Genomic DNA, 26,684 nt, shown 5'->3' with positions numbered 1-26,684 from the left:
CATCACCGGGCGTTGTTACTCAAAATCCGAACGCCGAATGATATGCGCCGTTGAGAACCTTCAATCTATATCGCAAATATTCGGCGTTTCCGCAAGGGAGGCCGGGGCATTTGCCCCGGTCCGGCGGCGGGGCGGCGAGGGAGAGGGCGCGGAATCATGACGGCATCCTGCTGTTTTCAGGGCGGAAAGCCGCATGAGGGCCATGGCTGGGTGACGCGCTTCGCGCCCAGTCCGACCGGTTTTCTGCATCTGGGGCATGCGGCGGCCGCCCTTGCGGCGTGGAACGCGGCCCGCGAGTCGGGCGGGCGCTTCCTGCTGCGGATCGAGGATATCGATCCGGGCCGATGCCGGCCGGAATTCGAGGCGGGGATCGTCGAGGACCTGGCGTGGCTGGGCATCGTGCCGGATGGGCCGGTGCGCCGGCAGTCGGACCATATGGCGGATTACCGCGCCGTGCTGGAGGTGCTGGCGGGGCGGGGGCTGCTGTATCCGTGTTTCTGTACCCGGGCCGATATCCGGCGCGAGGCGGCCGAGGCCGCGCATGCGCCGCATCAGGCCCCCGACGGCACGCTGGCCTATGGCGGCGCCTGCCGCGCCCTGTCGGCGGCGGAGCGGGCCGAGCGCCTGGCGCAGGGCGTGCCGCATGTGCTGCGGCTGGACATGGCGCGCGCGACGCGCGCGGCCGGCGGCGAGGTGATGCACTGGCACGAATGGGCGGCCGGGGGCGGGCGGCGGAGGCTGTCGGCGCCGGTCGCGCCGTTTGGCGACGTGGTGCTGGCGCGCAAGGACTGCCCGGCCTCGTATCATCTCTGCGTGACGCATGACGATGCGTTGCAGGGGGTGAGCCTGGTGACGCGGGGCGAGGATCTGCGCCCCGCGACGGCGGTGCACCGGCTGTTGCAGGTGCTGATGGGCTGGCCCGCGCCGGATTATGTGCATCACCCGCTGCTGCTGGATGCCGAGGGCCGCCGGCTGGCCAAGCGCGACCGGGCGCAGACCCTGCGCGCGCTGCGCGCGGCCGGATGCAGCCCGCAGGCCGTGCGCGACGCGGCGGCGGGAAAAGCGGCCCTGCCGGCCTGATCTGTGCCGATCGGCGGTTTCCTCGGCCCGCGCTTCGCATTACGGTGTGCGCCCGCGTCGGCCCGAGCGTGGCGCCGGCGCGCTTCCCCGTTACTGTGGACTTGGTGTCATGGATCTTATCGCCGCCCGTCTGAACAAGGTCAGCCCCAGCCAGACCATCGCCATTTCGACCAAGGCCCGTGCCTTGAAGGCGGCTGGACAGGATATTATCAGCCTGTCGGCCGGCGAGCCCGATTTCGACACCCCGCAGAACATCAAGGACGCCGCGATCCGCGCGATTGCGGAAGGCCAGACCAAATATACCGACGTGGCCGGCACGCTGCCGCTGCGCCGTGCCGTGGCCGAGCGGTTTCGCATCGATTCCGGGCTGGATTACACGGCCGACGAGATCATCGTCTCCACCGGCGGCAAGCAGGTGATCTACAACGCGATGGTCGCGACCCTGAACCCGGGGGACGAGGCGATCATCCTCGCGCCGTGCTGGGTGTCCTATCCCGACATCGTGGCCCTGGCCGACGGCGTGCCGGTGATCGTGCCGTGCCCGGCGGAGACCGGGTTCAAGCTGCGCGCCGAGGACCTGGAGGCCGCGATCACGCCCCGGACCAAGTGGTTCTTCCTCAATTCGCCCTGCAACCCGACCGGTGCCGCCTATTCGGCCGAGGACCTGCGGCCGATCTGCGACGTGCTGCTGCGCCATCCGGATGTGTGGATCTTCACCGACGATATCTACGACAAGCTGGTCTATGACGGGTTCCGGCCCGCGACCATCGTGCAGGTGGAGCCCAGGCTGCGCGACCGCACCGTGACCATGAACGGCGTGTCCAAGGCCTATGCCATGACCGGCTGGCGCATCGGCTTTTCGGGCGCGCCCGCCGTGCTGACCAAGGCGATGAACAAGTTGCAGAGCCAGTCGACCTCCGGCACCTGCTCGATCAGCCAGGCGGCGGCGCTGGAGGCCCTGTCGGGCCCGCAGGATTTCATAGGCGAGATGGTGGAGGCCTATCAGGAGCGGCGCGACCTGGTGGTGGGGATGCTGAACCAGGCCCGCGGGCTGAGCTGCCATCGGCCGGAGGGCGCGTTCTATGTCTTCCCCTCGGTCGAGGGGTGCCTGGGCAAGGTGAGTGCCGGGGGGCGGATGATCGGCAATGACGAGGATTTCGTCACCGCGCTGCTGGAGGAAGAGGGCGTGGCGGCGGTGCATGGCGCGGCCTTCATGTTCCCCGGCCATTTCCGCATTTCCTACGCCACGGACACCGAGAGCCTGCGCGAGGCCTGCATCCGCATCCAGCGCTTCTGCGCCGGCCTGCGCTGAGGGACGGCCCGATGACAACGTCTGCCGCCGGGGCGGTGGAGCCCGGCTTCGCCACCCGCACCGGGCGGCTGGAATCGCCTGCCACCATCGCCATGGCGGTGCGGGCACGGGCGCTGCGGGCCGAGGGGCACCAGGTACTGTCGCTTGCGCTCGGGGAGCCGGATTTCGCCACCCCGCGCGCGGTGATCGAGGCCGCGCATCGGGCGGCGCTGGACGGGCAGACGAAATATCCGCCCGTCGACGGCACCCCGGCGCTGAAGACCGCGATCGCGCGCAAGTTCGCGCGCGAGAACGGGCTGGACTATGCGCTATCGGAGATCATGGTCTCCAACGGCGGCAAGCAGGTGATCTTCAACGCCTTCATGGCGACGATCGATGCCGGGGACGAGGTGGTGATCCCCGCACCCTACTGGGTCAGCTACCCGCTGGCGGCGCGGCTGTTCGGCGGCGTGCCGGTGGCCGCCGCCTGCCGGGAGGAAGACGGGTTTCGCCTGACCGCGCCGGCGCTGGAAGCCGCGATGTCGGCGCGCACCCGCTGGGTGGTGCTGAACTTCCCCAGCAACCCGACCGGCGCCGTGATGGGGCTGGCGGATCTGGAAGCCGTGGCCGAAGTGCTGCGCCGTTACCCGCAGGCGTGGATTCTGTCCGACGAGATCTACGAACATCTGGTTTTCGACGGGGCGCGGCATCATTCCCTCGCCGCCGTGGCGCCCGATCTGGCGTCGCGCATCCTGACCGTGAACGGGGTGTCGAAATCCTATGCCATGACCGGCTGGCGCGTGGGTTATGCGGGCGGCCCGGAGCGGCTGATCCGCATGATGACGCGGATTCAGGGCAATGCGACCTCGGGCATTTGTTCCATCGCGCAGGCCGCCGCCGCCGCCGCGCTGGACGGGCCGGCCTCGCTGATCGCTGAAATGCGCGATACCTATGCGCGGCGCCGCACGATGGTGGTCGATGCCCTGCGCGCCATCCCCGGCGTGACCTGCGCCATGCCGGAAGGCGCGTTCTACGCCTATCCGGGCATTGCCGGTTGCCTGGGGCGGACCAGCCGGGGCGGGCAGGCGATCCGGACCGACGAGGATTTCGCCCGCGCGCTGCTGGACGAGCAGCATGTGGCCTGCGTCCATGGCAGCGCCTTCGGGCTGGGACCGTATCTGCGCCTGTCCTGTGCCACCAGCGACGACGTGCTGGGCGAGGCCTGTGCGCGGATCGCCGATTTTGTGGGTGGGCTGCGGTAGCGCCTGCTGCTTGAAGGGAAGTCTTCTTTTGTCTTACGAAAAAGAAGCAAAAAGACGTTTATCCGTTCAGGAGCGTTGCGTGTTCCCAGCACAAGGTTCCTGAACAAATCAGAAGTTTTTTGGTTCTTTTTCCAAAAAAAGAACGAAGACGGTCCGGGAGGCGGTCTGAAAAGTCGGCCTGCCGAGCGAGAGTGCCGCGCAGCGGCACGGCCGGCGTGTATTTTCGAGCATCGGAGCGGAGCGGCCTTGAGGGCCGTGAGCACCGAAGCACAGAAAATGCGCGTCGGATCGCCGGCAGGATGACTTTGCAGACCGCCTCTTACGGTTTTTCGCGGACTGGCACGGGTACGTTGCACAGGGCGACGCCGTGGGCGGGGCGGATGAAGAACGGGTCCGTGCGGTTGGCGCGGGCGTTCAGGTAGGCGGTGAATGTCGGGCCGTCGGTGCGCATGACCTGGAGGTGCGGCTGCCGGGCGGGGGGCAGGTCGGCGGCGAGCGAGACGCTGCGGATTGCGACGTTCTGCGCCTTGCTGGCGTAAAAGCCGAGTGCCGCCGTGCCGCGTGGCAGGGCGCCGAACGTATCCATGCCGGTCAGGACCCGGCCCACGACGGCGAGATTGCGGTCGAGCTGGCGGGGGGCCTCGCTGTTGACGGCGTACAGCTCCTGCCCATCGCCGGTGTCGGGCGGCATGTCGCGGCCGACGCCGACCATGCCGTAGCAATGGGGCAGCCACACGCGGTCTTCGTCCGCCGCCACCGGCCATCCGGCGGCGAAGCCGGCGGAGGGGGCATAGGGATCGGGAAAGCCGAGCGGGCGAATGGCGATATCGTGACGCGGGCGGTCGTATTCCGCCGGCGGGTGGGCGACGAAGCCGGCGGGCGGCCTGGCCTTTTCGTCGCGCGGGGCCCATTGCACGACGTAATTCTCCTGCACGCGGATGATCGCCCCGCCATCCCACCAATGCGCGCGCGCCAGGGCCGCGATATTGTCGGTGTGGACCGGCGCGAACTGGGGGGCGAGTTCGATCGTGATCCGGGCGCCGTTGGCCAGCGTCATGACCAGCAGCCGGTCGACCGGCACGTCGGCCCACGCGGTGTCGGGCGCATGGGCCACGATTTCGGACGGGGTGGCATTGGGGCCGGCAGCGGATGCCGCGGTTGCGGCAGTTGGCAGCAGCAGGGCGAGGATCGGGAGGATGCGGCGCATCGGGCGATCATGCCCGTTACGAAAGGGTGACGACAAGATGGAAAACCGCGACCGCGCGACAGGGCGCGGTTGACGCGAAAGGGGGAGGCGGGGCAGCCATTCAGGGCTGCTTATGGACCTGGTTCCGATGGCTGCGTAGTTTGGCCGCGTCGGTTTCGGCCGATCCCGGGGCGAAGAATGCCGGGGCGGCCGGGGCGGTCCCGATCGTAGTGGCGTGGGAATCGATTTTTGGAACAGGCTCTGGCTCTTCATCTGTCCGGACATCTGCACGAGGCCGCGCACGCCTATCGCGAGGCACTTCGGGAGGCGCCGGACGACGCGCCGGTGCTGAGCAATTACGGCGGTCTGCTGTGCAGCCTCGGCAAATTCGAGGAGGCGCGGGCGCCGCTACAGCGTGCCGTCACGATCGATCCGTCCTTTGCCGACGGGTGGTGCAATCTTGGGAACTGCTTCCTGAAGCTTCAGCGCTACAACGATGCGATTGCTGCCTACCGGAACTGTCTTCGGATTTCGCCCACCGATGCGCGGGCCCTGAGCAATCTCGGCCTTGCGCTGGATTATTGTGGCGAAAACGCTCTTGCGCAGAAATTCCATCAGGCTGCCGTCAGGCTCGATCCGGACAATGTGCAGACCCGGATGAACAATGCGGTGTCCCTGCTGTCGGGCGGGGATTACCTGAACGGGTTCAGGGAATATGAGTGGCGCTGGGTGCCGCCCGAGAGCCGGAATGCGCTCATGGCCCAGCCGCAATGGACGGGGAAGGCGGTGCCCGGCCGTACCGTGCTGATCCATGGAGATGGCGGGTTTGGCGACATGCTGCAATTCGTCCGTTTCGTGCCTGAGGTGCAGCGGCGTTGCGGCCGGACGATCGTGCGGGTGAAGCGGGACCTGCTGGCGTTGCTGCGGCGGTCTTTCCCCGACACGCTCTTCGTTTCGGAAGACGAGCCCGTTCCCGCGCACGATCTGCAATGTCCGGCCATGAGCCTGGCCTATGCGGTAGGGGCCACGCTGGAGACGCTGCCCCATGCGGCGGGGTATCTGCGCGCCGATGCCGGCAAGGTGGCGACCTGGCGGGAGAGGATTGCCCTCGATGCGCCCCCGGTGGCGGGGCAGGGTCGCACGCCGCTGCGGATCGGGCTGGTATGGGCGGGGGCTCCGCATCGGGACGTGCCCGGGGTCGCGCTGGCCGACCAGCGCCGCTCGACCGATCTGGCAAGCTTTGCGCCGCTTGCGGAGGCGGTGCCCGATGCGCTGGTCTACAGTTTGCAGATCGGCGAACGGGCGGAGCAGGCGCGGACGCCGCCCGGCGGGATGCGGGTGATCGACCATACCGCGCTGCTGCGGGATTTCGACGATACGGCGGCGCTGGTCAGCGCGCTGGATGTGATCGTGGCCGTGGATACGTCCACGGCCCATCTGGCGGCGGGGCTGGGAAAGCCGACCCTGATGCTTTCGCGTTTCGACCAGTGCTGGCGCTGGCTTTCCCGCCGCGCGGATTCGCCGTGGTACGACACGCTGCGTATCTACCGGCAGGCGACGCCCTTCGACTGGAGCGACCCGATCCGCAGAGTGTGCGCCGATCTCCAGAAACTGGCCGCCCACTGACCGGCGCCGGCATTCCAGACGATTTGATAACCAACAGAGGGGATCGCCCTTTGGTGGGACAAGGGCAAAGCCCTTGCCTGCCCCCTCAGGCGTGCAGCCCCGGCGCCTCGCGGCCGGTGCGGGCCACATATTCGGTATATCCGCCATCGTAGCGGTGAAGCCCGTCCGGCGTCAGTTCCAGCACGCGGTTGGAGAGGGCGGCGAGGAAATGCCGGTCGTGCGAGACGAACAGCATCGTGCCGTCGTAATCGGCTAGGGCGGCGATCAGCATTTCCTTGGTCGCGATGTCGAGATGGTTGGTCGGTTCGTCGAGCACCAGGAAGTTCGGCGGGTCGTACAGCATCAGTGCCATCACCAGCCGCGCCTTTTCGCCGCCGGAGAGCACGCGGCAGAGTTTGTCGACATCGTCGCCGGAAAAGCCGAAGCCGCCGGCCAGTGCGCGCAACGACCCCTGCGCGGCCAGGGGGAAGGCGTCGTTGAGGGTTTCGAACACCGTCCGGTCGCCGTCCAGCAGGTCCATGGCGTGCTGGGCGAAATAGCCCATCTTGACGCTGCCGCCGAGCGTAACCGTGCCGGCATCGGGCGCGGTGGTGCCCGTGACCAGTTTCAGCAGGGTCGACTTGCCGGCGCCGTTGACGCCCAGCACGCAGCAGCGTTCCTGCCGGCGGATCAGCAGGTCCAGGCCCTGGTAGATGACGCGGCTGCCATATGTCTTGTCCACGCCGCGCAGGTTGACGACCGCATCGCCCGAGCGCTGGGCCTGCGGGAAGGTGAAGGAGAGGGCCTGGCGGCGCTTCGGCGGCTCGACACGGTCGATCTTGTCCAGCTTCTTCACCCGGCTCTGCACCTGTGCGGCGTGGGAGGCGCGGGCCTTGAAGCGTTCGATGAAGGCGACTTCCTTGGCCAGCATCGCCTGCTGGCGGTCGAACTGCGCCTGCTGCTGCTTTTCGTTCATCGCGCGTTGCTGTTCGTAGAACTCGTAATCGCCCGAGAAGCTGGTCAGCACGCCGCCGTCGATCTCGATCACCTTGTTGATGATGCGGTTCATGAAGGCGCGGTCGTGCGAGGTCATCAGCAGGGCGCCGTCATAGCCGGCCAGGAACTGTTCCAGCCAGATCAGGCTTTCCAGGTCGAGATGGTTGCTGGGTTCGTCGAGCAGCATGACGTCGGGCTTCATCAGCAGGATGCGGGCCAGCGCCACGCGCATCTTCCACCCGCCGGACAGGCGGCCGACATCGCCGTCCATCATCTCCTGGCTGAAGCCCAGCCCGTGCAGGACCTCGCGCGCGCGGCCGTCCAGCGCGTAGCCGCCCAGTTCCTCGAACCGGGCCTGGACCTCGCCGAACCGTTCGAGGATGGCGTCCAGCTCGTCGAACCGCTCCGGGTCGGCCATCGCGGTTTCCAGCTCGGCCAGTTCCGCCCCGATCTCGGCCACCGGGCCGGCCCCGTTCATGACCTCGGCCACCGCGCTGCGGCCCGCCATTTCGCCCACATCCTGGTTGAAGAAGCCGACCGTGATCCCGCGATCGGTCAGGACCTGGCCTTCGTCGGGCTCTTCCTGGCCGGTGATCAGCCGGAACAGGGTGGTCTTGCCCGCGCCGTTCGGCCCGACCAGCCCGATCTTCTCGCCCTTCTGGAGCGCGGCCGACGCCTCGATGAAGATGACGCGCTGGCCGTTATGCTTGCTGATGGTGTCGAGACGGATCATGGGGCCTCAGATGCCGAAAGGGGAGGGGGCGGGACGGGAGCGCCCTTATCGCGCAGCCCTTGCGTGCCGTAAACCGCCGGCGGGGCTTTTGAGGCGGCCTTCTACAGGAACATGACGGCCATCATTAGCCCGTTATACAGCGCGTGGCAGAGGGAGGTGGTGAGGTAGGGGCGGACGCGGTCGGTATGGGCGGACCGTGCGTAGGTGAGGCAGAAGATGCTGCCGGATACCGTGCCGATGACGAGGGCCGAGACGACGGAATGGTGGATGAAGATGCCGTCTGTCTTTTTGGGAAGATGCAGGATGAAGAAGATGACATCCGAAAACGCGATGTAGGAGAAGAGTTTCGTTCGCTCCGTGCGGTTTCGAAGCAGGGAGAAGATGGCTTTGTACGCGAAATGGAAGAGGGATGTTTCCATCAGCGGCGCCGCGATGATGGCATTGAAGACCAATCTGGCGATGCCGGCTGGGGTGAAATTGGCGCTGTCCACGTCGTCCGCCGGTGCCAGCGCGAGGATGAGGGGCAGGCTGAGCAGAAAATCGATGACCGCCATCCTGACGGCGAGGGAATAGAATATCGTCCTCTTCGTCTTCTGCTGCCCGGCGGGTGGTGCGTCCCCGAAGAGACTATGTTCGGGGCCGGGTGTCGTGACGATGCGTGCGGCGCGGCGGATGGTCGTGGACAGGCCGGTTGTCATCCGGCGCGGTCGGCGGCGAGCGCGAGCAGGGCCGCGATCGTGGGGATGCGCGCGGGTTCCGCCAGCAGGTCGCGGGCCAGATGGAGGGCGGCCTGCTGGCGGGCGGCGCGGGCCGCGCGGTCGGTGATGACGTCGAAATCGGCGATATGGGCGTAGCCGGTGATGCGGCGGATGATCTCCAGCGCGGCGAAGGCGATGGTGTCGGTTTCGACCTCGTCGAGGAACCGGGCCTGCACCTGATGCAGCGAGGCGGGATCGTCGCGGAACAGGGGGGCGGCGTAGGCGTCGCCGGCCTGGTCGCGCGCCACCGCATCGGTCCACTGGGTGGTGAAATCCTGCCGGAAATGGGTCCAGAACTGGCCGATGTCGCGCAGCGCCCGGGTGCGGCCCTGGGGCGTGGGGGTGGCGAACAGGTGCATCAGCAGGTTGCCGACGAACAGGCCGCAATCGAAGCCGATCGGGCCGGGGAGGGCGAATTCGCCGTCGATCACGCGGGTATCGTGCGCCGCGACCATCACCGAGCCGGTGTGCAGGTCGCCATGCAGCAGGGCCTGCTGGCAGGTCAGGAAACGGGCCTGCATCTGCCCTACGCGCCGGCGCACGTTCGGGTCGGCGCGGAATGCGGCCACCGTGGTGTCGAGTTCGGGGCTGAGCCAGTGATTGCGCGGGTGGGCGTGGTACGGGTCGGTCAGCACCAGGTCGACGGTGATGCGGGTGAGCGTGTGGTTGCGGGCGAAGGGGGCCAGAAGGGTCGATGCGTCCTCGAATTTCAGGGCCAGCGGCGAGGTGCGAAAGGTCGCACGGGCCACGAAACGGCCGATGGCGGCGGCGGCCTCGGGCCAGTCGCCGCCCTGCATCAGGCCCTGGCGCAGCACCACATGCGCGTCCAGGCATTCGATCACCAATGCGAACAGATCGGGGTCGAAATGCAGCAATTCGGTCGTCAGGGCGCCGACATGGGGGCGGACGGCGCGCAGATACGCGGCTTCGAACGCCGTGCGGTCCAGCGGCATCTTCCAGTCGGGATCGACCCGGACATGGGGCAGGGACTGTTTGAAGCACACGCCGCCGGCCGGACCGTGGATCAGGAACACATTGTTCAGGTTGCCGTCGCTGACCTCGCGCACCCGCCATTCGTCCGGCCGGCCGCCCAGGCGCGCCGCGAGGGCGGGTTGGGCGGCGAGAAAGGCGCGGATGCCGGCCGGGTCCAGCGTGCGGTAGGCGGTGGGGGATGTGGGGCGGGTCATGCTCTGGGTCTCGTGGCCGGGGCGTCGGGTCTGGCGGGAGCATAGCATGCCGGGCGCGGAACGGCGCGGGGGGTCTTGTCGCGGGGCGACGCATACAATGTCGCGGCGGAAGGGCGGGTATTGTATGGAGGTGTGCGGCTGCAACCTGTGTCCTGTGAAAGTCCCCGCCCGATGTCGAACCGGCCCTATCTCGCGCACTGGAAAGAGCAGGTCGAGCGCAATGCGGGGGCGATCTATCTGACGCTGGTCGATGCGCTGGCGCTGTCGATCCGTAAGGGAGACCTGCGGGAAGGGGACCGGCTGCCGCCGCAACGGACGATCGCGGAGTATCTGGGCACCAACCTGACCACCGTGACCCGCGCCTTTACCGAGGCCCGGCGGCGGGGGCTGATCGATGCCACGGTGGGGCGGGGGACGTTTATCCGCGTCGGCGCGGGCGAGAGCCACTGGCGGCATACCGGGCCGGCGGTGATCGACCTGACCATGAACCTGCCGCCGGTGCCGCAGGACCCGCCGCTTCAGAAGATGATCCAGGCCGATATCGCCGCCCTGCTGAAGCAGCAGGACCTGAACAGCCTGATGTCGTACCGCGTGACGGGCGGCACGATGGAGGAGCGCCAGCTTGGGACGAAATGGATCGCGCCCATGGTCGGGCCGCGCCGGGTGGACGAGGTGCTGGTGGCGCCCGGTGCGCAGAGCGCGCTGGCGGCCATCGTCACTACGCTGACCCAGCCTGGCGACGTGATCGTGACGGACCGGATCGCCTATCCGGGCATCCGCACCATCGCCGCGCAGTTCGGGCTGATCCTGGCGGGGGTGGACAGCGATGCGGAGGGGATGATGCCGGAGCATCTGGACCGGGTGTGCGCGCAGCATCATCCGCGTGTGCTCTACTGCATTCCCACCATTCACAACCCGACGACGGCGACCATGTCGCTGCAACGGCGGCGCGATATTCTGGCGGTGGCCCAGTCGCATCATCTGCATGTGGTGGAGGACGATCCGTACAGCCTGCTGATGGACAATCCGCCGCCCGCGCTGGCGGCGCTGGACCATGGGCGCGTCTTCTATGTCGCGACCCTGGCCAAGACGCTCAGCCCCGGCCTGCGCACGGCGTATGTCGCACTGCCGGGCACGGACATGACGCGCCGCGTGACCGCCGCGATCCGCGCGATCGCGCTGACCAATGCCGGGCTGCTGAGTGCGCTGACCGCGCGCTGGATGCAGACGGGGGAGGCGGACCAGATCCTGCATGCGATCCGCAACGAGCTGCGGCTGCGGCAATCCATCGCCCGCCGGATTCTGGGTGACGGGCACTGCATGAATCCCGATGGGCCGCATGTGTGGCTGAAACTGCCGGACTGGTGGGGCAGTACGGATTTCGTGGCCTATGCGCGCCGGCGGGGCCTGGCGCTGGTGCCCAGTACGGTCTTTACGATCAGCGGCGAGCCGCCGCAGCGGGCCCGCGTCGCGCTGGGCAGCGCGCCGGATGCAGCGAGCCTGGAGGACTCGCTGCGCGGTGTCGTCTCGGTGCTTCAGCATAAGCGGTCGCCCGGCTTCACCGACATCGTCTGAGAGCCTGACCGTAAATGCGCGCTGGTGGCGATCCGACGCGTGTCCGCTGTGCTCCGGTGCTCACGGCCATCAAAGCCGCTCCGCTCCGGTGCTCGCGGACACACGCCGGCCGTGCCGCTGCGCGGCACTCTCGCTCACCAGCCCACATTTCCGGTCAGGCTCTTCGCGGCTATTCGGGGAGATATAAATGCGCGGTTTGTTCACGAATTCGTGATTTATAAGGCGTGGTATAACAGTGGGTTGTGGGGTGGGGTGCTTATTGTACCTGGTCTATGGACCTATTGTATGGTTTTGAATCCGGCGCCATGCAGCGCGTCGGGGTTATTGTCTTCATTGTATTGATATAGCGCTGCATACAAGATTTGGCGCTTGCCTGATCCCGTGTCACGACATCTCCCGTCAGGGCGGCCTGCCTTGTGCCGCCGGCGACCGATCCATACGGGAGATCCATCATGCCGAAAGTCGAACACGCGCCCCACAAGGATGGCGATATCTTCGTCGATTACGAAAACAAGGTTTTCGAGGATGTCAAAGCCGAGCCGGGCGAGAAGGCGCTGGTGACGTTCCATACCGTTGCGTTCGAAGGCTCGATCGGGTTCGTGAACCTGTTGCAGGCGACACGGCTGATCCGGAAGGGGTTTGAAACCTCCGTGCTGCTTTATGGGCCGGGCGTGACGCTGGGGATCCAGCGCGGCTTTCCGCGGCTGGGGGACGAAGCCTTTCCGGGGCATATGAACTGCAACAGACAGATTGCGAAAATCATCGAGGAAGGCGGCAAGGTCTATGCCTGCCGGTTCGCGCTGCAGGCGCTGTACGGGCATGGCGAGCCGTCGCTGATACCGGGGATTACGCCCATCAATCCGCAGGACGTGCTGGACCTGGTGTTGCTGCACCGGCGGGACAACGCCTTCATCCTGGATACCTGGACGCTCTGAGCATCGATTGCGGGAAGGACCACCGGCATGTCACGCATCGTTCGCGCCGCGGCCATCCAGATTTCGCCCGTCCTGGGCGATGACGGATCGGGAACCGCGCGGAAAGTCTGCCAGAGCATTCGCGACGCCGCGGAACAGGGCGTGAAGCTGGCGGTCTTTCCCGAAACGCTCCTGCCTTATTATCCGTATTTCTCGTTCATCCAGCCCGCCTTTCGCTTCGGGGGCGAGCATCTGGCGCTGTACGAACGCGCGGTCGTCGTTCCCGGTCCGGTGACCGGCATGGTGGCCGAGGCCGCGCGCGAGACCGGGACGGTGGTCGTGTTGGGGGTGAACGAGCGCGATCACGGCACGCTCTACAATACGCAGATCGTCTTCGATGCCACGGGCGAGATCCTGCTGAAGCGCCGCAAGATCACGCCCACCTATCACGAGCGGATGGTCTGGGGGCAGGGCGACGCTGCCGGGCTGAAGGTGGTGGACAGTGCGGCCGGGCGGATCGGGGCGCTGGCCTGCTGGGAGCATTACAACCCGCTGGCCCGCTACGCGCTGATGACGCAGTATGAGGAAATCCACTGCGCGCAGTTTCCCGGTTCGCTGGTCGGGCCGATCTTTGCCGAGCAGATGGAGGTCACGATCCGGCATCATGCGCTGGAATCGGGGTGTTTCGTCGTCAATGCCACCGGCTGGCTGACCGATGAGCAGATCGGACAGATTGCCGGCGATCCGGCACTGGAAGGCCCGCTGCGGGGCGGGTGTTTTACCGCGATCGTCTCGCCGGAAGGAAAACTGCTCGGCACGCCGCTGACCGAGGGCGAGGGGATGGTGATCGCCGACCTGGATTTCGCGCTGATCACCAAGCGCAAGCGGATGATGGATTCGGTCGGCCATTATGCGCGGCCCGAACTGCTCAGCCTGCTGATCGACCGCCGTCCGGCCCGCACCGTCCATGAGTATGGCGCGGTTGCGGAGGCCGGTGGGGTGGAGGTGCTGTCATGACGGTTCCGACAATCGGCACCCTCGCCGGACGGCAATTGATCACCGACCTGCAATCGTTCGGGTTGCAGATCGGCGGCCAGGGTGGGGGCGTGGCGCGCAAGGGGGGCGCCGGGCCCTCGGACCACAAGGCGATCACCATTGCCGGGCAGACGGTGATGGTGCCGGTCTATACCGCCGATGCGCGGCGTTCGCCCTTTCAGGCCAGCGCGCCCGCCGCCGACGGCACCAGCATGCTGGTGCGCGACGGGCAGGCCGTGGGCGCGATCCGCTTCCCCGCGCCGCCGCGCTTTTACGGGCTGGAGACGGCGGACGGGATTCCGTACTGGAAGATCGCGCTGCTGCATGGGCGCGACACGCTGGCGACCACCGTGCACCAGACCTGCATCCGCTATGCCGACCGGCGGACATCCTGCCAGTTCTGCGCCATCGGCCAGTCGCTGGAGGCCGGCCGCACCATTGCCTACAAGACGCCGGCGCAACTGGCCGAGGTCGCGAAGGCGGCGGTGGAACTGGACCATGTGCGCGACATGGTGCTGACGACCGGCACGCCCAATATCGTGGACCGGGGGGCCGCCGTGCTGGCGGACTCCGCCCGTGCCATCAGGGCGGCCGTTGACCTGCCGTTGCAGGTGCAGTGCGAGCCGCCGCGCGACCCGGCCTGGTTCGGGCGGCTGCGCGAGGCCGGGGCGGACAGTCTGGGCATGCATCTGGAAGGCGCGACGCAGGTGGTTCGGGAACGGATCATGCCCGGCAAGGCGACGGTCAGCGTCGATCGCTATCTGGACGCGTTTGCCCATGCGGTTCCGGTGTTCGGGCGGGGGCAGGTGAATACCTATCTGCTCGCCGGGCTGGGCGATACGGCGGAGGAGATACTGGCGCTGGCGCAGCGGCTGATTGCGCTGGGAGTTTATCCGTTCGTGGTGCCGTTCGTGCCGATTTCGGGCACGCCGCTGGAAAATCATGCGCCGCCATCGTCCGATTTCATGAAATCGGTTCTGGCCCCTCTGGGGGGGATGCTGCGGGCGGCGAACATGAAATCGACCGATATTCGCGCGGGTTGCGGCCGCTGCGGCGCCTGTTCGTCGCTGTCGGCGTATGAGCATTGAGGCACGGCCATGGATGATGTCGAGGATCGGCCGTTCGTTCCGATGGAATATGTCGTGCGTCTGGCGCGCTCGAAATGGGAGCGGGCCGGACACCATGCCCTGCGGCGCGAGATCTTCTGCCGGGAGCAGGGGGTTTTCGAGGATGACGACCGCGATGCGATCGATGCGGATGCCACGCCCATCATCGCCTCCTGCTGCGTGGCCGGGATGCCGGACCGGATTGTCGGCGCCGTGCGCATTCACGAAGCCGAACCGGGGCTGTGGCGCGGTTCGCGGCTGGCGGTGCATGCGGATCATCGCCGGTTGGGGCGGATCGGGGCGGAGCTGATCCGCATGGCGGTCTGCACCGCGCATGGGCTGGGGGCGCGGCGTTTTCTCGCACAGGTGCAGGAACAGAACGTGCCGTTCTTCCGGCGCCTGCACTGGACGAGCCTGGGCACCATCACCCTGCACGGGTTGCCGCATCATGAGATGGAGGCCGACCTGTCCCGTTATCCGGCGCATGGGCGGGCGCAGACCTGGTTGCTGCGTCCCCAGCCCGTGCTGCGGCGGAGCGCGTGATGGCGCGCGCCCTTGCCGAAATGCTGGATCGCCTGCGCGGCAGCCGCGCGCTGTCCGCCAAGCGCGACATTGCCGGCGCCGTCGCGGCGCTGGGTTACGGGGGCGCGGAGGCGATTCCGCTGGGGGACGATTGCGCGGCGATTCCGGATGGCGACGGGTATCTTCTTTTTGCCGCCGAGGGATTTCAGGACGGGTTCGTGCGCGCCATGCCCTGGTTCGCCGGCTATTGCGGGGTCATGGTCAATGCCGGCGATATCGCCGCCATGGGCGGGCGGCCGATCGCGGTCGTCGATACGCTGTGGGGCGAGAGCGCCGAAAATGCCGCGCCGATCCTGCATGGGCTGCGCGACGGGACGCGGGCCTATGGCATTCCGGTCGTCGGGGGGCATACCAATCTGGGCAGCGCGCATTGCTCGCTGTCGGTTGCCATTCTCGGCCGCGCGCGGCGGCTGCTGACCAGTTTCGATGCCCGGCCGGGCGAGGTGCTGGTGGCCGCCATCGACCTGCGAGGGAAGTGGCACGATCCGCATCCGTTCTGGGATGCCAGTTCCGGGCTGGTTGCGGGCGGGGACACCGCGCGGCTGCGGGGGGACCTTGAGGTGCTGCCGGAAATCGCGGAGGCGGGGCTCTGCCGGGCGGCCAAGGATATCAGCATGGCGGGGATTCTCGGGACCGCCCTGATGCTGGCGGAATGTTCGCGGATCGGGATCGCGATCGACCTGGAGGCGATCCCGCGCCCCGACGGGGCACCGATGGAACGCTGGCTGGGGGCGTTTCCCAGCTATGGCTATCTTCTGGCCGCGCGCCCGGAGGATGCGGAGGCGATTCTTGGGCGTTTCCGAACCCGGGGGATTGCGGCCGCCGTCATCGGGGCGTGCGATGGGTCGCGCAAGCTGGATGTGCGGCTCGGCGGGGCGCGCGGGACGTTCTGGGACCTGGGGCAGGGGCCCCTGATCGGCTGTGCGCCATGACGCTGTCCATTGCCATCCTGACCCATTCGACCAATCCGCGCGGCGGCGTGGTGCACGGCATGGCGCTGGCCGAGGCACTGTGCGATGCCGGGCACGAGGCGACGCTGATCGCGCCCGATACCGGCGGGGGCGGCTTCTTTCGCCAGCCGCGCTGTGCCGTGCGCTGCATTCCGGTGCCGGAGATGGGCGACCTGGCCGCGCGGGTCGAATGTCATGTCGCGGCCATTCGCGAGGCTCTGCGGGGCGCGCGGTATGACGTGCTGCATGCGCAGGACCCGATCGGTGCCAACGCGCTGGCCGATCTGGTGGCGGAAGGGGACGTGTCCGGGTTTGCGCGGACCGTTCATCATCTCGACAGTTTTTCCGATCCCGGTCTCGCGTTCCGTCAGGCGCGGGGGGTGCGGGCGGCGACGGCGCTGTTTACCGTCAGCGCGCTGTGGGAGCGTACCCTGCTGGCGGAGTGGGGGCGCGCGGCGCCGGTCGTGGGCAATGGGGTCGATCCCGCGCGGTTTTCGCCCCTTGCCGGGGAGCGAGACGGGTCGCTGCGGTCGCGCCATGGGCTGCCGGCGGACCGGAAGCTGATCCTGTCGGTCGGCGGGGTCGAGCGGCGGAAGAACACGCTGGGCCTGCTGGAGGCGTTCGTGCGCCTGCGCGCGGTGCGGCCGGATGTGCATCTGGTGATTGCCGGGGGTGCGTCGCTGCTGGACCATTCCGCCTGTCGCGCGGATTTTGCCGAGCGTCTGGCGGCCAGCGGGCAGTCGGATGCCGTGACGGTGACGGGGCCGGTCGCGGAGGCCGACATGGCGGCCTTCTACCGCCAGGCGGCGGTGCTGGCCTATCCGTCGCTCAGCGAGGGGTTCGGCCTGTGCCCGGTCGAGGCCCTGGCCTGCGGCACCCCGGTCATCGTGCCCGAGGCCGCGCCCTTTACCGAACATCTGCGCGGCGACGAGGCCCTGTGGTGCGTGCCGCATCGACCCGACACCCTTCTCCATGCGCTGCATGACGCGCTCCGTCCGGCCAGTCGCGCGCATTTCGGGGTCGTCGGGCCCGCGGTCGCGCGCCGCTTCTGCTGGCACGGCGTCGCCGCGCGGCACATCCCTGCCTACCGGCGGCTGGCGGCGTTGCCCCGTGCCGGCGGGCTTCAGGAGTATGCGAAGAATGCCTGAAATGATCTTTCGTGTCCGCTGGCCCGACGGGGCGGAGAGCGACTGTTATTCGCCGTCGCTGGTCGTTCGCGATCATCTGGTGCCCGGCACCGATTATCCGGTCACGGCGTTTCTGGCCCGCGCGGAGGCGGCGCTCACGGAGGCCAGCGTGCGGGTTCAGGCCCGGTACGGTTTTCCGTGCCGCCGGGCGCTGGGCCAGTTGCAGGCCATTCGCGAGACCTGCGGGCGCTTTGCCGCCGACGGGGCCGCGCGGGTGCGTGTCGTCTCGTTCCACTGAAATCCCGTTAAATCCCATTGCGGAATATGCTGATGTCACAGAACGAAAAAACCATTCCCGTCGTCATCGTCGGCGGCGGGCAGGCAGGGCTTTCCCTGAGCTGGTATCTCTGCCGCGAGGGCGTCGCGCATGTGGTGCTGGAGGCGGAAACGGCCTGCCATTCCTGGGATGATGAAAGGTGGGACAATTTCTGCCTCGTCACCCCGAACTGGCAGTGCCGGTTGCCGGGGCATGCCTATGCGGGGGACGATCCGCACGGGTTCATGGTGAAGAACGAGATCATCGACTACGTAAGGTCCTTTCGGGATTCCTTCGCGCCGCCGCTGCGCGAGCATACACGGGTCACGTCCGTCACGCGGCATGAGGATGGCGGCTATCGCGTGGTTGCCAATGACGAAGTCTGGCATGCGCGGCATGTCGTCATTGCCTCCGGCGCGTATCATGATGCCGTGATCCCCGGTTATGCCGGTGCGATCGATCCCGCGATTGTCCAGATCCATTCGCAGGATTACCGCAATGCGGCGCAGCTTCCCGAAGGGGCGGTGCTGGTGGTGGGCAGCGGGCAGTCGGGGGCGCAGATCGCCGAGGACCTGCATCTGGAGGGCCGCAAGGTGCATCTGTGCGTCGGCACCGCGCCGCGTGTCTCGCGCTTCTATCGCGGGCGGGATGTGGTGGACTGGCTGGCGGACATGCACTTCTACGACCTGACGGTGGACCGGCATCCGCTGCGGGACGGGGCGCGCGACAAGACCAACCATTATGTCACCGGCCGCAATGGCGGGCACGATCTCGACCTGCGGCAGTTCGCGAAGGAAGGGGTGGGCCTGCACGGCACGCTGGAGACCATCCGCGACGAGGTGGCGCTGTTCCTGCCCGACCTGAAGGAGAATCTGGACGATGCCGACAGGACCAATGAAGACATCAAGGCCTCGATCGACGCCCATATCGCCCGGGCGGGGATCGCGGCGCCCGTCGAGGCGCCGTATGTGCCGGTCTGGGAACCGGATGGCGCGAACGCGCCGCTGGACCTGAAGGCGGCGGGGATTACTTCCATCCTGTGGTGCATCGGCTTCCGGCCCGATTATCGCTGGATCGACGTGCCGGTCTTCAACGGGGCCACAAAGCCGGTATGGGATCGGGGCGTGACCGGGGCGCCGGGCTTCTATTTCCTGGGCCTGCCGTGGCTGCACACCTGGGGGTCGGGCCGGTTTTCCGGCGTTTCGCGCGACGCGGCCTGGATTGCCGGGCAGATCACCGGGAAAGAGATCCCGGTCGCCTGAACGGGGGGAGGCGCCATGCTGCCGTGGAAGACATACGACGCCATGCGTCAGGCGGTCGCGACCGACCCCGAGGAGTTCTGGCTGGCGGCGGCGCGGCGCATCGCCTGGGAGCAGGCGCCCGTGGCCGCATGCCGGGCGCGGGCGGACGGGTGGCATGACTGGTTTGCCGGCGGCACGCTGAATAGCTGCCATAACGCGGTGGACCGGCATGTCGCGGCCGGGCGCGGCGAACAGCCGGCCCTGGTCTGGCATTCCTGCGCCACGCAGGAGACGACGCGCCTGTCCTATGCCGCGCTCCAGCGCCGGGTGGCGGGGTTTGCCGGCGGGCTGCGCGCGCTTGGGGTCGGCAAGGGGGACCGGGTGCTGATCGCGGCGCCCTGCATGGTGGAAACCGCGATTGCCATGCTGGCCTGCGCGCGGATCGGGGCGGTGCATGTCGTGGTCTTCGCCGGCTATGCGGCAGCGGAACTGGCGCGGCGGATCGACGACGTGACGCCGAAGATACTGGTCGTGGCCAGTTGCCGCTTCCAGGGGCGCACGGCGGTGCCCATGCGGGAGACGCTGGAGGGGGCGCTGGCCGCGGCCGCGCATGTGCCGGAGGGCTGCGTCATCGTGCAGCGCGCGGCCTGCCCGATGCCGGCCGCGCCCGGCCGGGCACAGGATTTTCATGATTTCCATGCGCTGGAACAGTCGCCCCCGGTGGCGCCGGTGCCGGTGCGGGCCGAGGACCCGCTCTATATCCTCCATACGTCCGGGACGACGGGCGCGCCTAAGGGCATTGTCCGCGACAATGGCGGCCATGCGGTGGCGCTGAGCCTGTCCATGGAACTGATCTACGATTGCGGGCCGGGCGATTGTTTCTTCACCACCTCGGATCTCGGCTGGGTGGTGGGGCATTCCTATGGTGTCTATGCGCCCCTGCTGGGTGGGGGGACCAGCGTGATCGTGGAAGGGTGCCCGTCCGCGCAGGTGGTCGGGCGGCTGTGTGCCGCGCATGACGTGACATGCCTGTTCACCACGCCGACGCAGCTGCGGGTGATGCGCCAGGGGGGCGCGGATGCGGCCGGCTGCGACCTGCCGGCGCTGAAGCGGGTTTTCGTGGCCGGGGAATATGCCGACCCGACCTTGCTCGACTGGGCGCGGCGCCATTTCCATCGTCCGGTGGTGAACCATTGGTGGCAGACCGAGACCGGCTGGAGCATCACCGCGCACTTCTTCGGGTTGCCCGAGGCCGGGCCTGCGGGGATGCCGAACGATATCGGCCGGCCGGCTCCCGGCTTTTCGCCCATGGTGCGTCCGCCGGCGGAAGGGGGCGGCAGCGGCGAGATCCTGCTCGCGCTGCCGCTGCCGCCGGGCTGCCTGGCCGGAATCTGGAAGGAGGGCGCGCTGCGGCCCCCGAGCGCGTATCTGACGGGCGACGGCGCCTGGTATCGCACTTTCGACGAGGGGCTGATCGCCGATGACGGGTCGGTGCATATGCTCGGGCGATCCGACGACGTCATCAAGGTGGCGGGGCGCCGGGTGTCGGGCGTGCAGATCGAGAAGATCGTTGCCGGGCATGGGGATGTCCATGCCTGTGCCGTCGTGTCCGTCTCCGACGGGCTGCGGGGGCAGCGGCCGGTGGCCTACGTCGTGCCGGCCGCGTGGCCGGTGCGGGCGGAATGCGCGGGCGAGATCGTCGAGCGGGTCGGGCGCGGGCTGGGCCGGTGGGTGGGCCTGAAGGACGTGCTGTTCGTGAAACAGCTTCCGACGACGGTATCGGGCAAGATCATGCGCCGGACGCTGGCGACGGCCTGACGCGTGGATTTACTCCGCATGCCCCGACGGGTTGCGGGAGCGCAGCAGGTACAGGGCTTCGATTGCAAGGCCGGGCAGCAGGATCATGCCGGTTGCCATGCCGCCCAGCCAGAAGGCCAGCAGCCCGGCGGCGAGTGACGCGGCCATGGCGCCGCGCCCGGCTGGGCCGAGCCCCAGGACGAACAGCACGGCACTGCCGGCGCCGGCCATCGCGGCAACCAGTGTGCGCAGCGGGTGAGAAAGCAGGTCGGTCCCCATTCCGCCGACGAGATTGCCCATGATGCGCGCATGGTCCGTCTGCCCGGCCATGCCGAACAGGAAGGAGAACGGCAGGAACAGAATGCCGAAAATATCGCGCAGCAGCAGGAAGAGCCCGTTGACGAGCGGCGCCATCATCAGGATCGCGCTCGCCCCACCCATGCTGGTGACGACCAGAACGATGGCGAGCCGGTCGAGCAGGATGCAAAGGCGGGCTGTGTTCCGCATGTCGCGGATCAAGGGCCGGCGCGCCTGTCCGCGCGGAGGGACTGTATTGTGCGGGGAATGGTGTTTATTTCTTCCGGATCCACCATTTCACGGGCTCGGGTTCGTCCTCGACCATTTCGGCGGGGGCCGGGGCGCGGCGGGGACGGGGGGCCAGGGCGGGCTTGGGCGGCTGGGGTGCCGGGGCGGCCGCGCGTGTCCGGGGATGGGAAAGCTCTTCGGTCAGGCGGGCGATTTCGGCACGGGCGGCCGACAGGCTGGAGCGGAGGGTCAGGATTTCCTCGTCGCGGCTGGCCAGTCCGGCCTGGGCTTCGGCCAGGACGATATCGGCATGGCCGATGCGGGTTTCCATGGTGCGCAGGCTGGCCTGGGCGTCGTGGCAGGCGCGGTCGGCGTCGTCACGCTGCTTCTGGATCAGCTTTACCTGCTGGCGCAGGCGCTCGATTTCCCCGCCATCGTCCTGCGGCGCGTGCATCGCGCGGGCCGTGGGGCGGTTCAGGACGTGATGTTCGACCCGGACATCGCCATCCTGCACGAATTTCCGCCGCCGCTGCGCCGCGTCGAAGGGGCGGGCGCCGGGGCGCGCCGGCGATTGGGCGGGAGAAGCGGAGGAAGAGTGTTTGGAACCGAGACGGGACAGGGCGAGACGCAAGGCCTGTTCGTTGACCTCATCGCGATTGTCGATGTCGGTCTGTTCGGTGTCGTCGGAAAAGGGGAAGGAATCATTATAGGATGCGGACATGAGGCGTCTCTCAAAGAGGAGATGAAAATCGTGGGGAATGTTTGAAAACATGCTGATGTGGGGGCATCTTTTCTATTTTTTTCATTGCATTCCGGACGAAACGGGAACGGTTCTTGGTGTTGCGCCGCGCTGATGTGACCCGATGCCGATGTGAGGCGGGCAACCGGTTGGTGCGCAGCGCTTTATGGATAAGAGAATTTAATCCAATAAGTTTCATATACTCTCTTCCGCGAAGAAAATGCAAGGCCATACCGCGCGCAAGTTCTTGCTGTGCTTTGTCGCAAATCGATACCGCATGTGTGAAAATTAACGATTTCGAAACACTAAGCATTAAATTGACGTAAATAATAACGAATATTGTAATATTTAGTGGATGGATTATACTTTATATCCATTTTTGCCGGGCATCTTCTTTGAAGATTTCAGGGAATATCCCTGGTTTGTTTTTATTTTTGGAGAAGTAATGATTTAAATATCGCTGTTTACTTATGTAATTACGGATCTTTCAAAAAAAAACGGGTGTTTCCTGTTTGATGACCATGGTTCGCAGGAGATGAGGGGCGGGTCTGTGCCCCGATCCGGGTTCTGGAACTGGTGGAATAATAGACATCACGTTTGCGTGATGTCCAGCCCGTTCCCGTATCCCACGGTCGGAATGAGGCCGGGCGGGTGGTCATGGTTCGAAAACATGAAGAAGAAATGGGCGTGAATATACGCCGTTGTCAGCTTTCCTGGCCGCCCGGATGCCACAGCACATCGTCCTGTCCGTCATTGTTCAGGTGCCGGGCCAGCACGAACAGGTAATCGGACAGTCGGTTCAGGCAGCGCAGGACGGAGGCGCTGACGGGTTCGGCGCGGCACAGGGTCACGACCTGGCGCTCTGCCCGGCGCGCCACGGTCCGGGCCAGATGGGCGTGGGCGGCGCCCGGCGTGCCGGCCGGCAGCACGAAGCTGCGCAGGGGTGCCTGGCGGTCGCGCAGCCGTTCCGTCGCCTGTTCCAGAAACGCCACCGCCGCATCGCCGCCGCGAAAATTGTCGACCCCTTCCGGCCCGGATTCCGGAACGCACAGGATTCCGCCGATATCGAACAGAAGGGACTGGATGCGCGCCAGGCAGGCGGCATCGGGAGACATGGCGGGCACATGCAGGCGCAGGACGCCGATCGTGGCGTTGGCCTCGTCCACCGCGCCCAGAGCTTCGATCCGGGCGCAGGATTTGTCGACGCGTGTACCGTCGCCCAGCGATGTCTGTCCGGCATCGCCTCCCCGGGTGACGATGCGGTCGATGCGGATGCTCATGCGGCGTTCCGGTCAGTGATGCGGTCGGTGATGGGGCCTGTGTTGGCCCAATGCCTTCGCCATGTCCAGATGGGACCGGATGGCGGCCTGCATGTCGGCAGCGTAGGTTTTCAGGGCCGGGTCGGTGCCGCCGGTGGCTTCGGCCTGGAACAGCGGGGCGGCGTTTTCGTGGCTGGCGACCTGCAACGACGTGAAGTCGCGGTCGAAATTACGTCCTTTTTCGGCGGTCAGGCTGTCCAGAACATGTTCCTCGTCGGTATCCAGCGCGTCGGGCAGGGTCGTGCCGTGCTGGTCGGCGATCGTCTTCAGCCGGTCCTGGCTGGCGGCATGGTCGGAGACCAGGCGCGCGGCGAAGGTCCTGATCCGCGGATTGCGGGAGCGGGTATCGGCCAGCCTGGCCGTCGCCATGATGAAATCGTTGCTGCGGGCGGCTTTCTCGAGAAAGACGGTGTCCGCGTCGCTCAGGGCCGGCGGCTGCGATGCGGGCGGGGACGCGGGCTTCGGTGCGTTGGCGCAGGCGGCCAGGGGGAGCAATGCCGCGAAGAGCAGCCGGCGGCAATGTGTCGTCATCGATCCCTGAATCCTTTCCGGCGCGACGGATATCGCCCTAACGCATCGGCGCCGCTCGGGTTCTGGTACGGTGGCGGAATATCGGGGCGGCTAGAGGTCGCGCAGCTCTTCGACGCAGGTGACCAGCCGCCGGCGGACCCCCGGTTCCAGCGCCGAATGCCCGGCATCGGGCACCAGGCTGAGCGTGGCGGCGGGCCAGGCATGGGCCAGGTCCCAGGCCGAGATACAGGGGCAGATCATGTCGTAGCGGCCCTGGACGATGGTGCCGGGGATATGGGCGATCCGCTCCATATGGGCCAGCAGGCCGCCGGGCGGCAGGAACAGGGCGTGGCGGAAATAATGGGCCTCGATCCGCGCCAGGCCGATCACCGCGCGGTCGCGGGCGAAGCCGGCGACCGCGGTGGGGGCCGGGATCAGGGTGGAGCACGTGCCCTCGTAGCTGGACCATGCCCGCGCCGCCGGCAGGTGGATCGCGGGGTCGGGATCGAACAGCAGCCGGCAATAGGCGGCCAGCGGATCGTGGCGTTCGGCCTGCGGCAGGTGCGCCAGGAAGGCCGCATGGGCATCGGGGAAGACATGGGCCAGGCCGTGGAAGAACCAGTCCAGTTCGCTGGGCCGGCCCAGGAAGATGCCGCGCAGGATCATCGCGCGCACCCGGTCGGGGTGGGCCTGGGCATAGGACAGTGCCAGCGTGGAGCCCCACGAGCCGCCGAACAGGAGCCAGTCCGCGATGCCCAGCGCCGTGCGCAGGGTTTCGATATCCTGCACCAGGTGCGGCGTGGTGTTGGCGGCGACCGAGGCGTGCGGGCGCGACCGGCCCGCGCCGCGCTGGTCGAACAGCACGATTCGCCAGTGCGTGGGGTCGAAGAAGCGGCGATGGACCGCCCCGCTGCCGGCGCCGGGGCCGCCATGCAGGAACAGGACCGGCCGGCCGGACGGATTGCCCGCCTGTTCCCAATAGATCTCGTGCCCGTCGCCGACAGGCAGGTAGCCGCTTTCGTAAGGCGCGATGTCCGGAAACAGGTCGTGGCGTGACATGGGGCGACTATACGGCAACCGGGGCGCCCGGCTAGACTGCCGCGCGTGATGACTTTGCCTGCTTCCTTTTCGCCTGTGCCGCGCGCGGCCCGGCTTTTCCTGTCCTTGGGCGGCCTGCTGGGGCTGCTGTCGGTGGCCGGCGGCGCGCTGGCCGCCCATCTGCCCGATGCGATGTTCGCCGCGCCCTCGGGCCGCGTGCTGGCGCGCGAGGCGGTGGAGATGGGCATGTGGCATGCGCCCGCGCTGCTGGCGGTCGGCACCCTGCTATGCGTGCGGGGGCGGCGGGTGCCGCTGCTGTTGGCCGGGGCCGCCTTCGCGCTGGGGGTGGTGCTGTTCGGCGGTGCCGTCGGCTGGACGGGGGTGACGGGCCGGCATCTGGGCCCGGTCGCGCCCAGCGGCGGGAGCCTGCTGATGCTGGGCTGGCTGCTGATGCTGGTGGATGGGGTGCGCCGATGAACACCGTCGCCCAGGGCGACGAGGCGCCGATCGTTCTGCCGCACCCGGTGCGCGCGGCCTATCTGGCGGCCGAAGGGTTCGAGGACGCGCTGGCCGAGGAACTGGAGCGGCATGGCGCGGACATCATGGCGTGGCACGGGCGGCTGGCGCTGTCGGCCAGCGCGCCGGTTGCGGCGGCATGGGCACTGGATATCTGGCTGGAGCCCGAGATCCATGCCATCGGCTCGATCGGCGCCGCGGCATCGCTGCTGCGCGGGCGCCAGCGCAACTGGGCCTGCCACGCCGTGCGCCATCATCGTCGCGCGGCGCTGATTGCCGAGCGCCTGCCGCCGGTCGCCGCCCGGCCGCTGGTCTTTCCCGCCGCCGCCCCCACCGGGCATCTGGGCGGGTGGACGCTACTGGCGCCGGATACGCTGCTGCTGTCGACGCGCAAATCCTCGCCCTTCGTGAACGGGGCGGTGCCGTTCGTCGAGGATCGGGTGGGGCCGCCCTCGCGCGCCTATCTGAAATTATGGGAGGCCTGCGCCCGGCTGGGCGCCTGGCCGGTGGCGGGCGAACGCTGCGTCGATCTGGGGGCGTCGCCCGGCGGGTGGACCTGGGCCATCGCGCAATGCGGGGCGGAAGTGGTGGCGGTGGATCGGGCCGACCTCGCCCCCCAGGTCGCTGCCATGCCCGGCGTGACGCTGCGCCGCGAGAGCGCGTTCGGGATCGAGCCCGCCGAGCTGGGGCCAGTGGACTGGATGTTCTCGGACATCATCGCCTATCCCGCGCGCCTGCTGGCGCTGGCCCGGCGCTGGATCGCGGGCGGCACGGCGCGGCGCATCGTGATGACCATCAAGTTCCAGGGCACCACCGACCACGAGACCGCCGCCGCCTTCGCCGCCATTCCGGGCGGGCGGGTGCTGCATCTGTGGCACAACAAGCATGAGCTGACATTCCTGTGGGACCGCGACGCGGCGGCCGCACCCGGCCCGCTACCGCCCGGCTGAGGCCCGGCGCGCGCGCAGCCGGTCGATGGCCCATTCGCCGACCTGTACGATCGGCAGAGCCAGCAGGAAGCAGGCGACCGCGACCCCTATCACGATCACCCGCTCGCGCGCCTCGGCGTCCGAGGCGCCGGTGACGCTGTAGAGTGTGCTCCACAGCCGGGTCCCGGCAATGTGATCGACCAGATAGGCGACATGGGCGCTATAGCGCAGGGTGGCCATCAGGCCGACCGTCAGCGCGACCATCGCGGCGGTCTTGATCAGGGTGCGGGCGATGCCGGGTTGCGCGACCTCTGTCATCCGGGAGAAGATCCTTTTATCATCGTGGCGGGTCTGTATGGGTTTCGAC

General features: G+C 67.7%; 26 protein-coding genes. 16 read left to right on the top strand and 10 right to left on the bottom strand.

From position 1 onward, the window contains the following. The first annotated feature begins 156 nt into the window (after window positions 1-156). The 3 genes from gluQRS to HLH27_RS07930 all read left to right on the top strand — a co-directional run bounded on the left by gluQRS (window position 157) and on the right by HLH27_RS07930 (window position 3,633). Window positions 157-1,080 (top strand): tRNA glutamyl-Q(34) synthetase GluQRS, encoded by a 924-nt coding sequence (gene gluQRS, locus HLH27_RS07940; protein ID WP_182949381.1) that lies wholly within the window; start codon window positions 157-159, stop codon window positions 1,078-1,080. A 109-nt stretch (window positions 1,081-1,189) separates the two neighbouring features. Further along, window positions 1,190-2,392, top strand: a complete 1,203-nt coding sequence (locus tag HLH27_RS07935; RefSeq protein ID WP_182949379.1) for a pyridoxal phosphate-dependent aminotransferase — start codon at window positions 1,190-1,192, stop codon at window positions 2,390-2,392. Window positions 2,393-2,403: 11 nt separating this feature from the next. Continuing rightward, a complete protein-coding gene (locus HLH27_RS07930; RefSeq protein ID WP_182949377.1) occupies window positions 2,404-3,633 on the top strand; it encodes a pyridoxal phosphate-dependent aminotransferase in 1,230 nt (409 codons plus the stop codon). A 319-nt stretch (window positions 3,634-3,952) separates the two neighbouring features. On the opposite strand, the gene HLH27_RS07925 is transcribed toward HLH27_RS07930, so the two are convergent. Then, a complete protein-coding gene (locus tag HLH27_RS07925; RefSeq protein WP_182949375.1) occupies window positions 3,953-4,840 on the bottom strand; it encodes a peptidylprolyl isomerase in 888 nt (295 codons plus the stop codon). A 228-nt stretch (window positions 4,841-5,068) separates the two neighbouring features. Between HLH27_RS07925 and HLH27_RS07920 the strand changes: the two genes are divergently transcribed. Beyond that, window positions 5,069-6,445, top strand: a complete 1,377-nt coding sequence (locus HLH27_RS07920; protein WP_246375641.1) for a tetratricopeptide repeat protein — start codon at window positions 5,069-5,071, stop codon at window positions 6,443-6,445. An 85-nt stretch (window positions 6,446-6,530) separates the two neighbouring features. On the opposite strand, the gene HLH27_RS07915 is transcribed toward HLH27_RS07920, so the two are convergent. From HLH27_RS07915 to mtnK, 3 genes are all read right to left on the bottom strand, one after another. Then, complete coding sequence (locus tag HLH27_RS07915) at window positions 6,531-8,153, bottom strand: ABC-F family ATP-binding cassette domain-containing protein (RefSeq protein ID WP_182949373.1); 1,623 nt, start codon at window positions 8,151-8,153, stop codon at window positions 6,531-6,533. Between the two features lie 101 nt (window positions 8,154-8,254). Continuing rightward, window positions 8,255-8,851, bottom strand: coding sequence for a hypothetical protein (locus tag HLH27_RS07910; RefSeq protein WP_182949371.1), 597 nt, complete (start codon window positions 8,849-8,851; stop codon window positions 8,255-8,257). Then, window positions 8,848-10,098: an S-methyl-5-thioribose kinase gene (gene mtnK / locus HLH27_RS07905; protein WP_182949369.1), complete on the bottom strand. Its 1,251-nt coding sequence runs from the start codon at window positions 10,096-10,098 to the stop codon at window positions 8,848-8,850. The genes HLH27_RS07910 and mtnK overlap by 4 nt, the downstream gene beginning before the upstream one ends. A 171-nt stretch (window positions 10,099-10,269) precedes the next feature. Between mtnK and HLH27_RS07900 the strand changes: the two genes are divergently transcribed. The 10 genes from HLH27_RS07900 to HLH27_RS07855 all read left to right on the top strand — a co-directional run bounded on the left by HLH27_RS07900 (window position 10,270) and on the right by HLH27_RS07855 (window position 20,762). Next, window positions 10,270-11,673: an aminotransferase-like domain-containing protein gene (locus HLH27_RS07900; protein WP_182949368.1), complete on the top strand. Its 1,404-nt coding sequence runs from the start codon at window positions 10,270-10,272 to the stop codon at window positions 11,671-11,673. Between the two features lie 452 nt (window positions 11,674-12,125). Continuing rightward, window positions 12,126-12,608 carry an MSMEG_0572/Sll0783 family nitrogen starvation response protein gene (locus HLH27_RS07895; protein WP_182949366.1) on the top strand — a complete coding sequence of 161 codons (483 nt, stop codon included), beginning with the start codon at window positions 12,126-12,128 and terminating at the stop codon, window positions 12,606-12,608. A gap of 27 nt (window positions 12,609-12,635) precedes the next feature. Further along, window positions 12,636-13,604 (top strand): Nit6803 family nitrilase, encoded by a 969-nt coding sequence (locus HLH27_RS07890; protein ID WP_182949364.1) that lies wholly within the window; start codon window positions 12,636-12,638, stop codon window positions 13,602-13,604. Then, a complete protein-coding gene (locus HLH27_RS07885) occupies window positions 13,601-14,710 on the top strand; it encodes an MSMEG_0568 family radical SAM protein (protein WP_182949362.1) in 1,110 nt (369 codons plus the stop codon). The genes HLH27_RS07890 and HLH27_RS07885 overlap by 4 nt, the downstream gene beginning before the upstream one ends. Before the next feature lie 9 nt (window positions 14,711-14,719). Beyond that, window positions 14,720-15,271, top strand: coding sequence for an MSMEG_0567/Sll0786 family nitrogen starvation N-acetyltransferase (locus tag HLH27_RS07880; RefSeq protein WP_182949361.1), 552 nt, complete (start codon window positions 14,720-14,722; stop codon window positions 15,269-15,271). After that, window positions 15,271-16,242 (top strand): sll0787 family AIR synthase-like protein, encoded by a 972-nt coding sequence (locus tag HLH27_RS07875; RefSeq protein WP_182949359.1) that lies wholly within the window; start codon window positions 15,271-15,273, stop codon window positions 16,240-16,242. Before HLH27_RS07880 ends, HLH27_RS07875 begins: the two co-directional genes overlap by 1 nt. Then, a complete protein-coding gene (locus tag HLH27_RS07870) occupies window positions 16,239-17,408 on the top strand; it encodes an MSMEG_0565 family glycosyltransferase (protein ID WP_182949357.1) in 1,170 nt (389 codons plus the stop codon). Before HLH27_RS07875 ends, HLH27_RS07870 begins: the two co-directional genes overlap by 4 nt. After that, window positions 17,401-17,685 (top strand): MSMEG_0570 family nitrogen starvation response protein, encoded by a 285-nt coding sequence (locus HLH27_RS07865; RefSeq protein ID WP_182949355.1) that lies wholly within the window; start codon window positions 17,401-17,403, stop codon window positions 17,683-17,685. The genes HLH27_RS07870 and HLH27_RS07865 overlap by 8 nt, the downstream gene beginning before the upstream one ends. A 32-nt stretch (window positions 17,686-17,717) precedes the next feature. Further along, window positions 17,718-18,965 carry an MSMEG_0569 family flavin-dependent oxidoreductase gene (locus tag HLH27_RS07860; protein ID WP_182949353.1) on the top strand — a complete coding sequence of 416 codons (1,248 nt, stop codon included), beginning with the start codon at window positions 17,718-17,720 and terminating at the stop codon, window positions 18,963-18,965. A gap of 15 nt (window positions 18,966-18,980) precedes the next feature. Then, window positions 18,981-20,762: an AMP-binding protein gene (locus HLH27_RS07855; RefSeq protein WP_182949351.1), complete on the top strand. Its 1,782-nt coding sequence runs from the start codon at window positions 18,981-18,983 to the stop codon at window positions 20,760-20,762. A gap of 9 nt (window positions 20,763-20,771) precedes the next feature. Here HLH27_RS07855 and HLH27_RS07850 read toward each other — a convergent pair whose 3' ends face one another. From HLH27_RS07850 to pip, 5 genes are all read right to left on the bottom strand, one after another. Continuing rightward, entirely contained in the window at window positions 20,772-21,248 is a 477-nt protein-coding gene (locus tag HLH27_RS07850) for a hypothetical protein (RefSeq protein WP_246375640.1), read from the bottom strand. 64 nt (window positions 21,249-21,312) lie between these two features. After that, window positions 21,313-21,987 (bottom strand): coiled-coil domain-containing protein, encoded by a 675-nt coding sequence (locus HLH27_RS07845; protein WP_182949349.1) that lies wholly within the window; start codon window positions 21,985-21,987, stop codon window positions 21,313-21,315. A 722-nt stretch (window positions 21,988-22,709) separates the two neighbouring features. Beyond that, complete coding sequence (locus HLH27_RS07840; RefSeq protein ID WP_182949347.1) at window positions 22,710-23,285, bottom strand: cob(I)yrinic acid a,c-diamide adenosyltransferase; 576 nt, start codon at window positions 23,283-23,285, stop codon at window positions 22,710-22,712. A gap of 12 nt (window positions 23,286-23,297) precedes the next feature. Next, the gene (locus tag HLH27_RS07835) at window positions 23,298-23,855 is read right to left on the bottom strand and encodes a DUF4142 domain-containing protein (protein WP_182949345.1); all 558 of its coding nucleotides are present in this window, start codon (window positions 23,853-23,855) and stop codon (window positions 23,298-23,300) included. 90 nt (window positions 23,856-23,945) lie between these two features. Next, the gene (pip, locus tag HLH27_RS07830) at window positions 23,946-24,893 is read right to left on the bottom strand and encodes a prolyl aminopeptidase (RefSeq protein WP_182949343.1); all 948 of its coding nucleotides are present in this window, start codon (window positions 24,891-24,893) and stop codon (window positions 23,946-23,948) included. Window positions 24,894-24,941: 48 nt separating this feature from the next. On the opposite strand from pip, the gene HLH27_RS07825 reads away from it, so the two are divergent. Together HLH27_RS07825 and HLH27_RS07820 are read left to right on the top strand one after the other, a co-directional pair. Beyond that, the gene (locus HLH27_RS07825; protein ID WP_182949684.1) at window positions 24,942-25,349 is read left to right on the top strand and encodes a DUF423 domain-containing protein; all 408 of its coding nucleotides are present in this window, start codon (window positions 24,942-24,944) and stop codon (window positions 25,347-25,349) included. Beyond that, window positions 25,346-26,338: an SAM-dependent methyltransferase gene (locus tag HLH27_RS07820; protein ID WP_182949341.1), complete on the top strand. Its 993-nt coding sequence runs from the start codon at window positions 25,346-25,348 to the stop codon at window positions 26,336-26,338. The genes HLH27_RS07825 and HLH27_RS07820 overlap by 4 nt, the downstream gene beginning before the upstream one ends. Here HLH27_RS07820 and HLH27_RS07815 read toward each other — a convergent pair. Next, window positions 26,324-26,635: a hypothetical protein gene (locus HLH27_RS07815; protein ID WP_182949339.1), complete on the bottom strand. Its 312-nt coding sequence runs from the start codon at window positions 26,633-26,635 to the stop codon at window positions 26,324-26,326. The genes HLH27_RS07820 and HLH27_RS07815 overlap by 15 nt on opposite strands. Window positions 26,636-26,684 lie beyond the last annotated feature (49 nt).

This window comes from Gluconacetobacter takamatsuzukensis, assembly GCF_014174275.1.
GTDB classification, from domain to species: domain Bacteria; phylum Pseudomonadota; class Alphaproteobacteria; order Acetobacterales; family Acetobacteraceae; genus Gluconacetobacter; species Gluconacetobacter takamatsuzukensis.
Note: the sequence above shows the minus strand (reverse complement) of the source record. Positions and strands in the feature narration are given on the sequence as shown.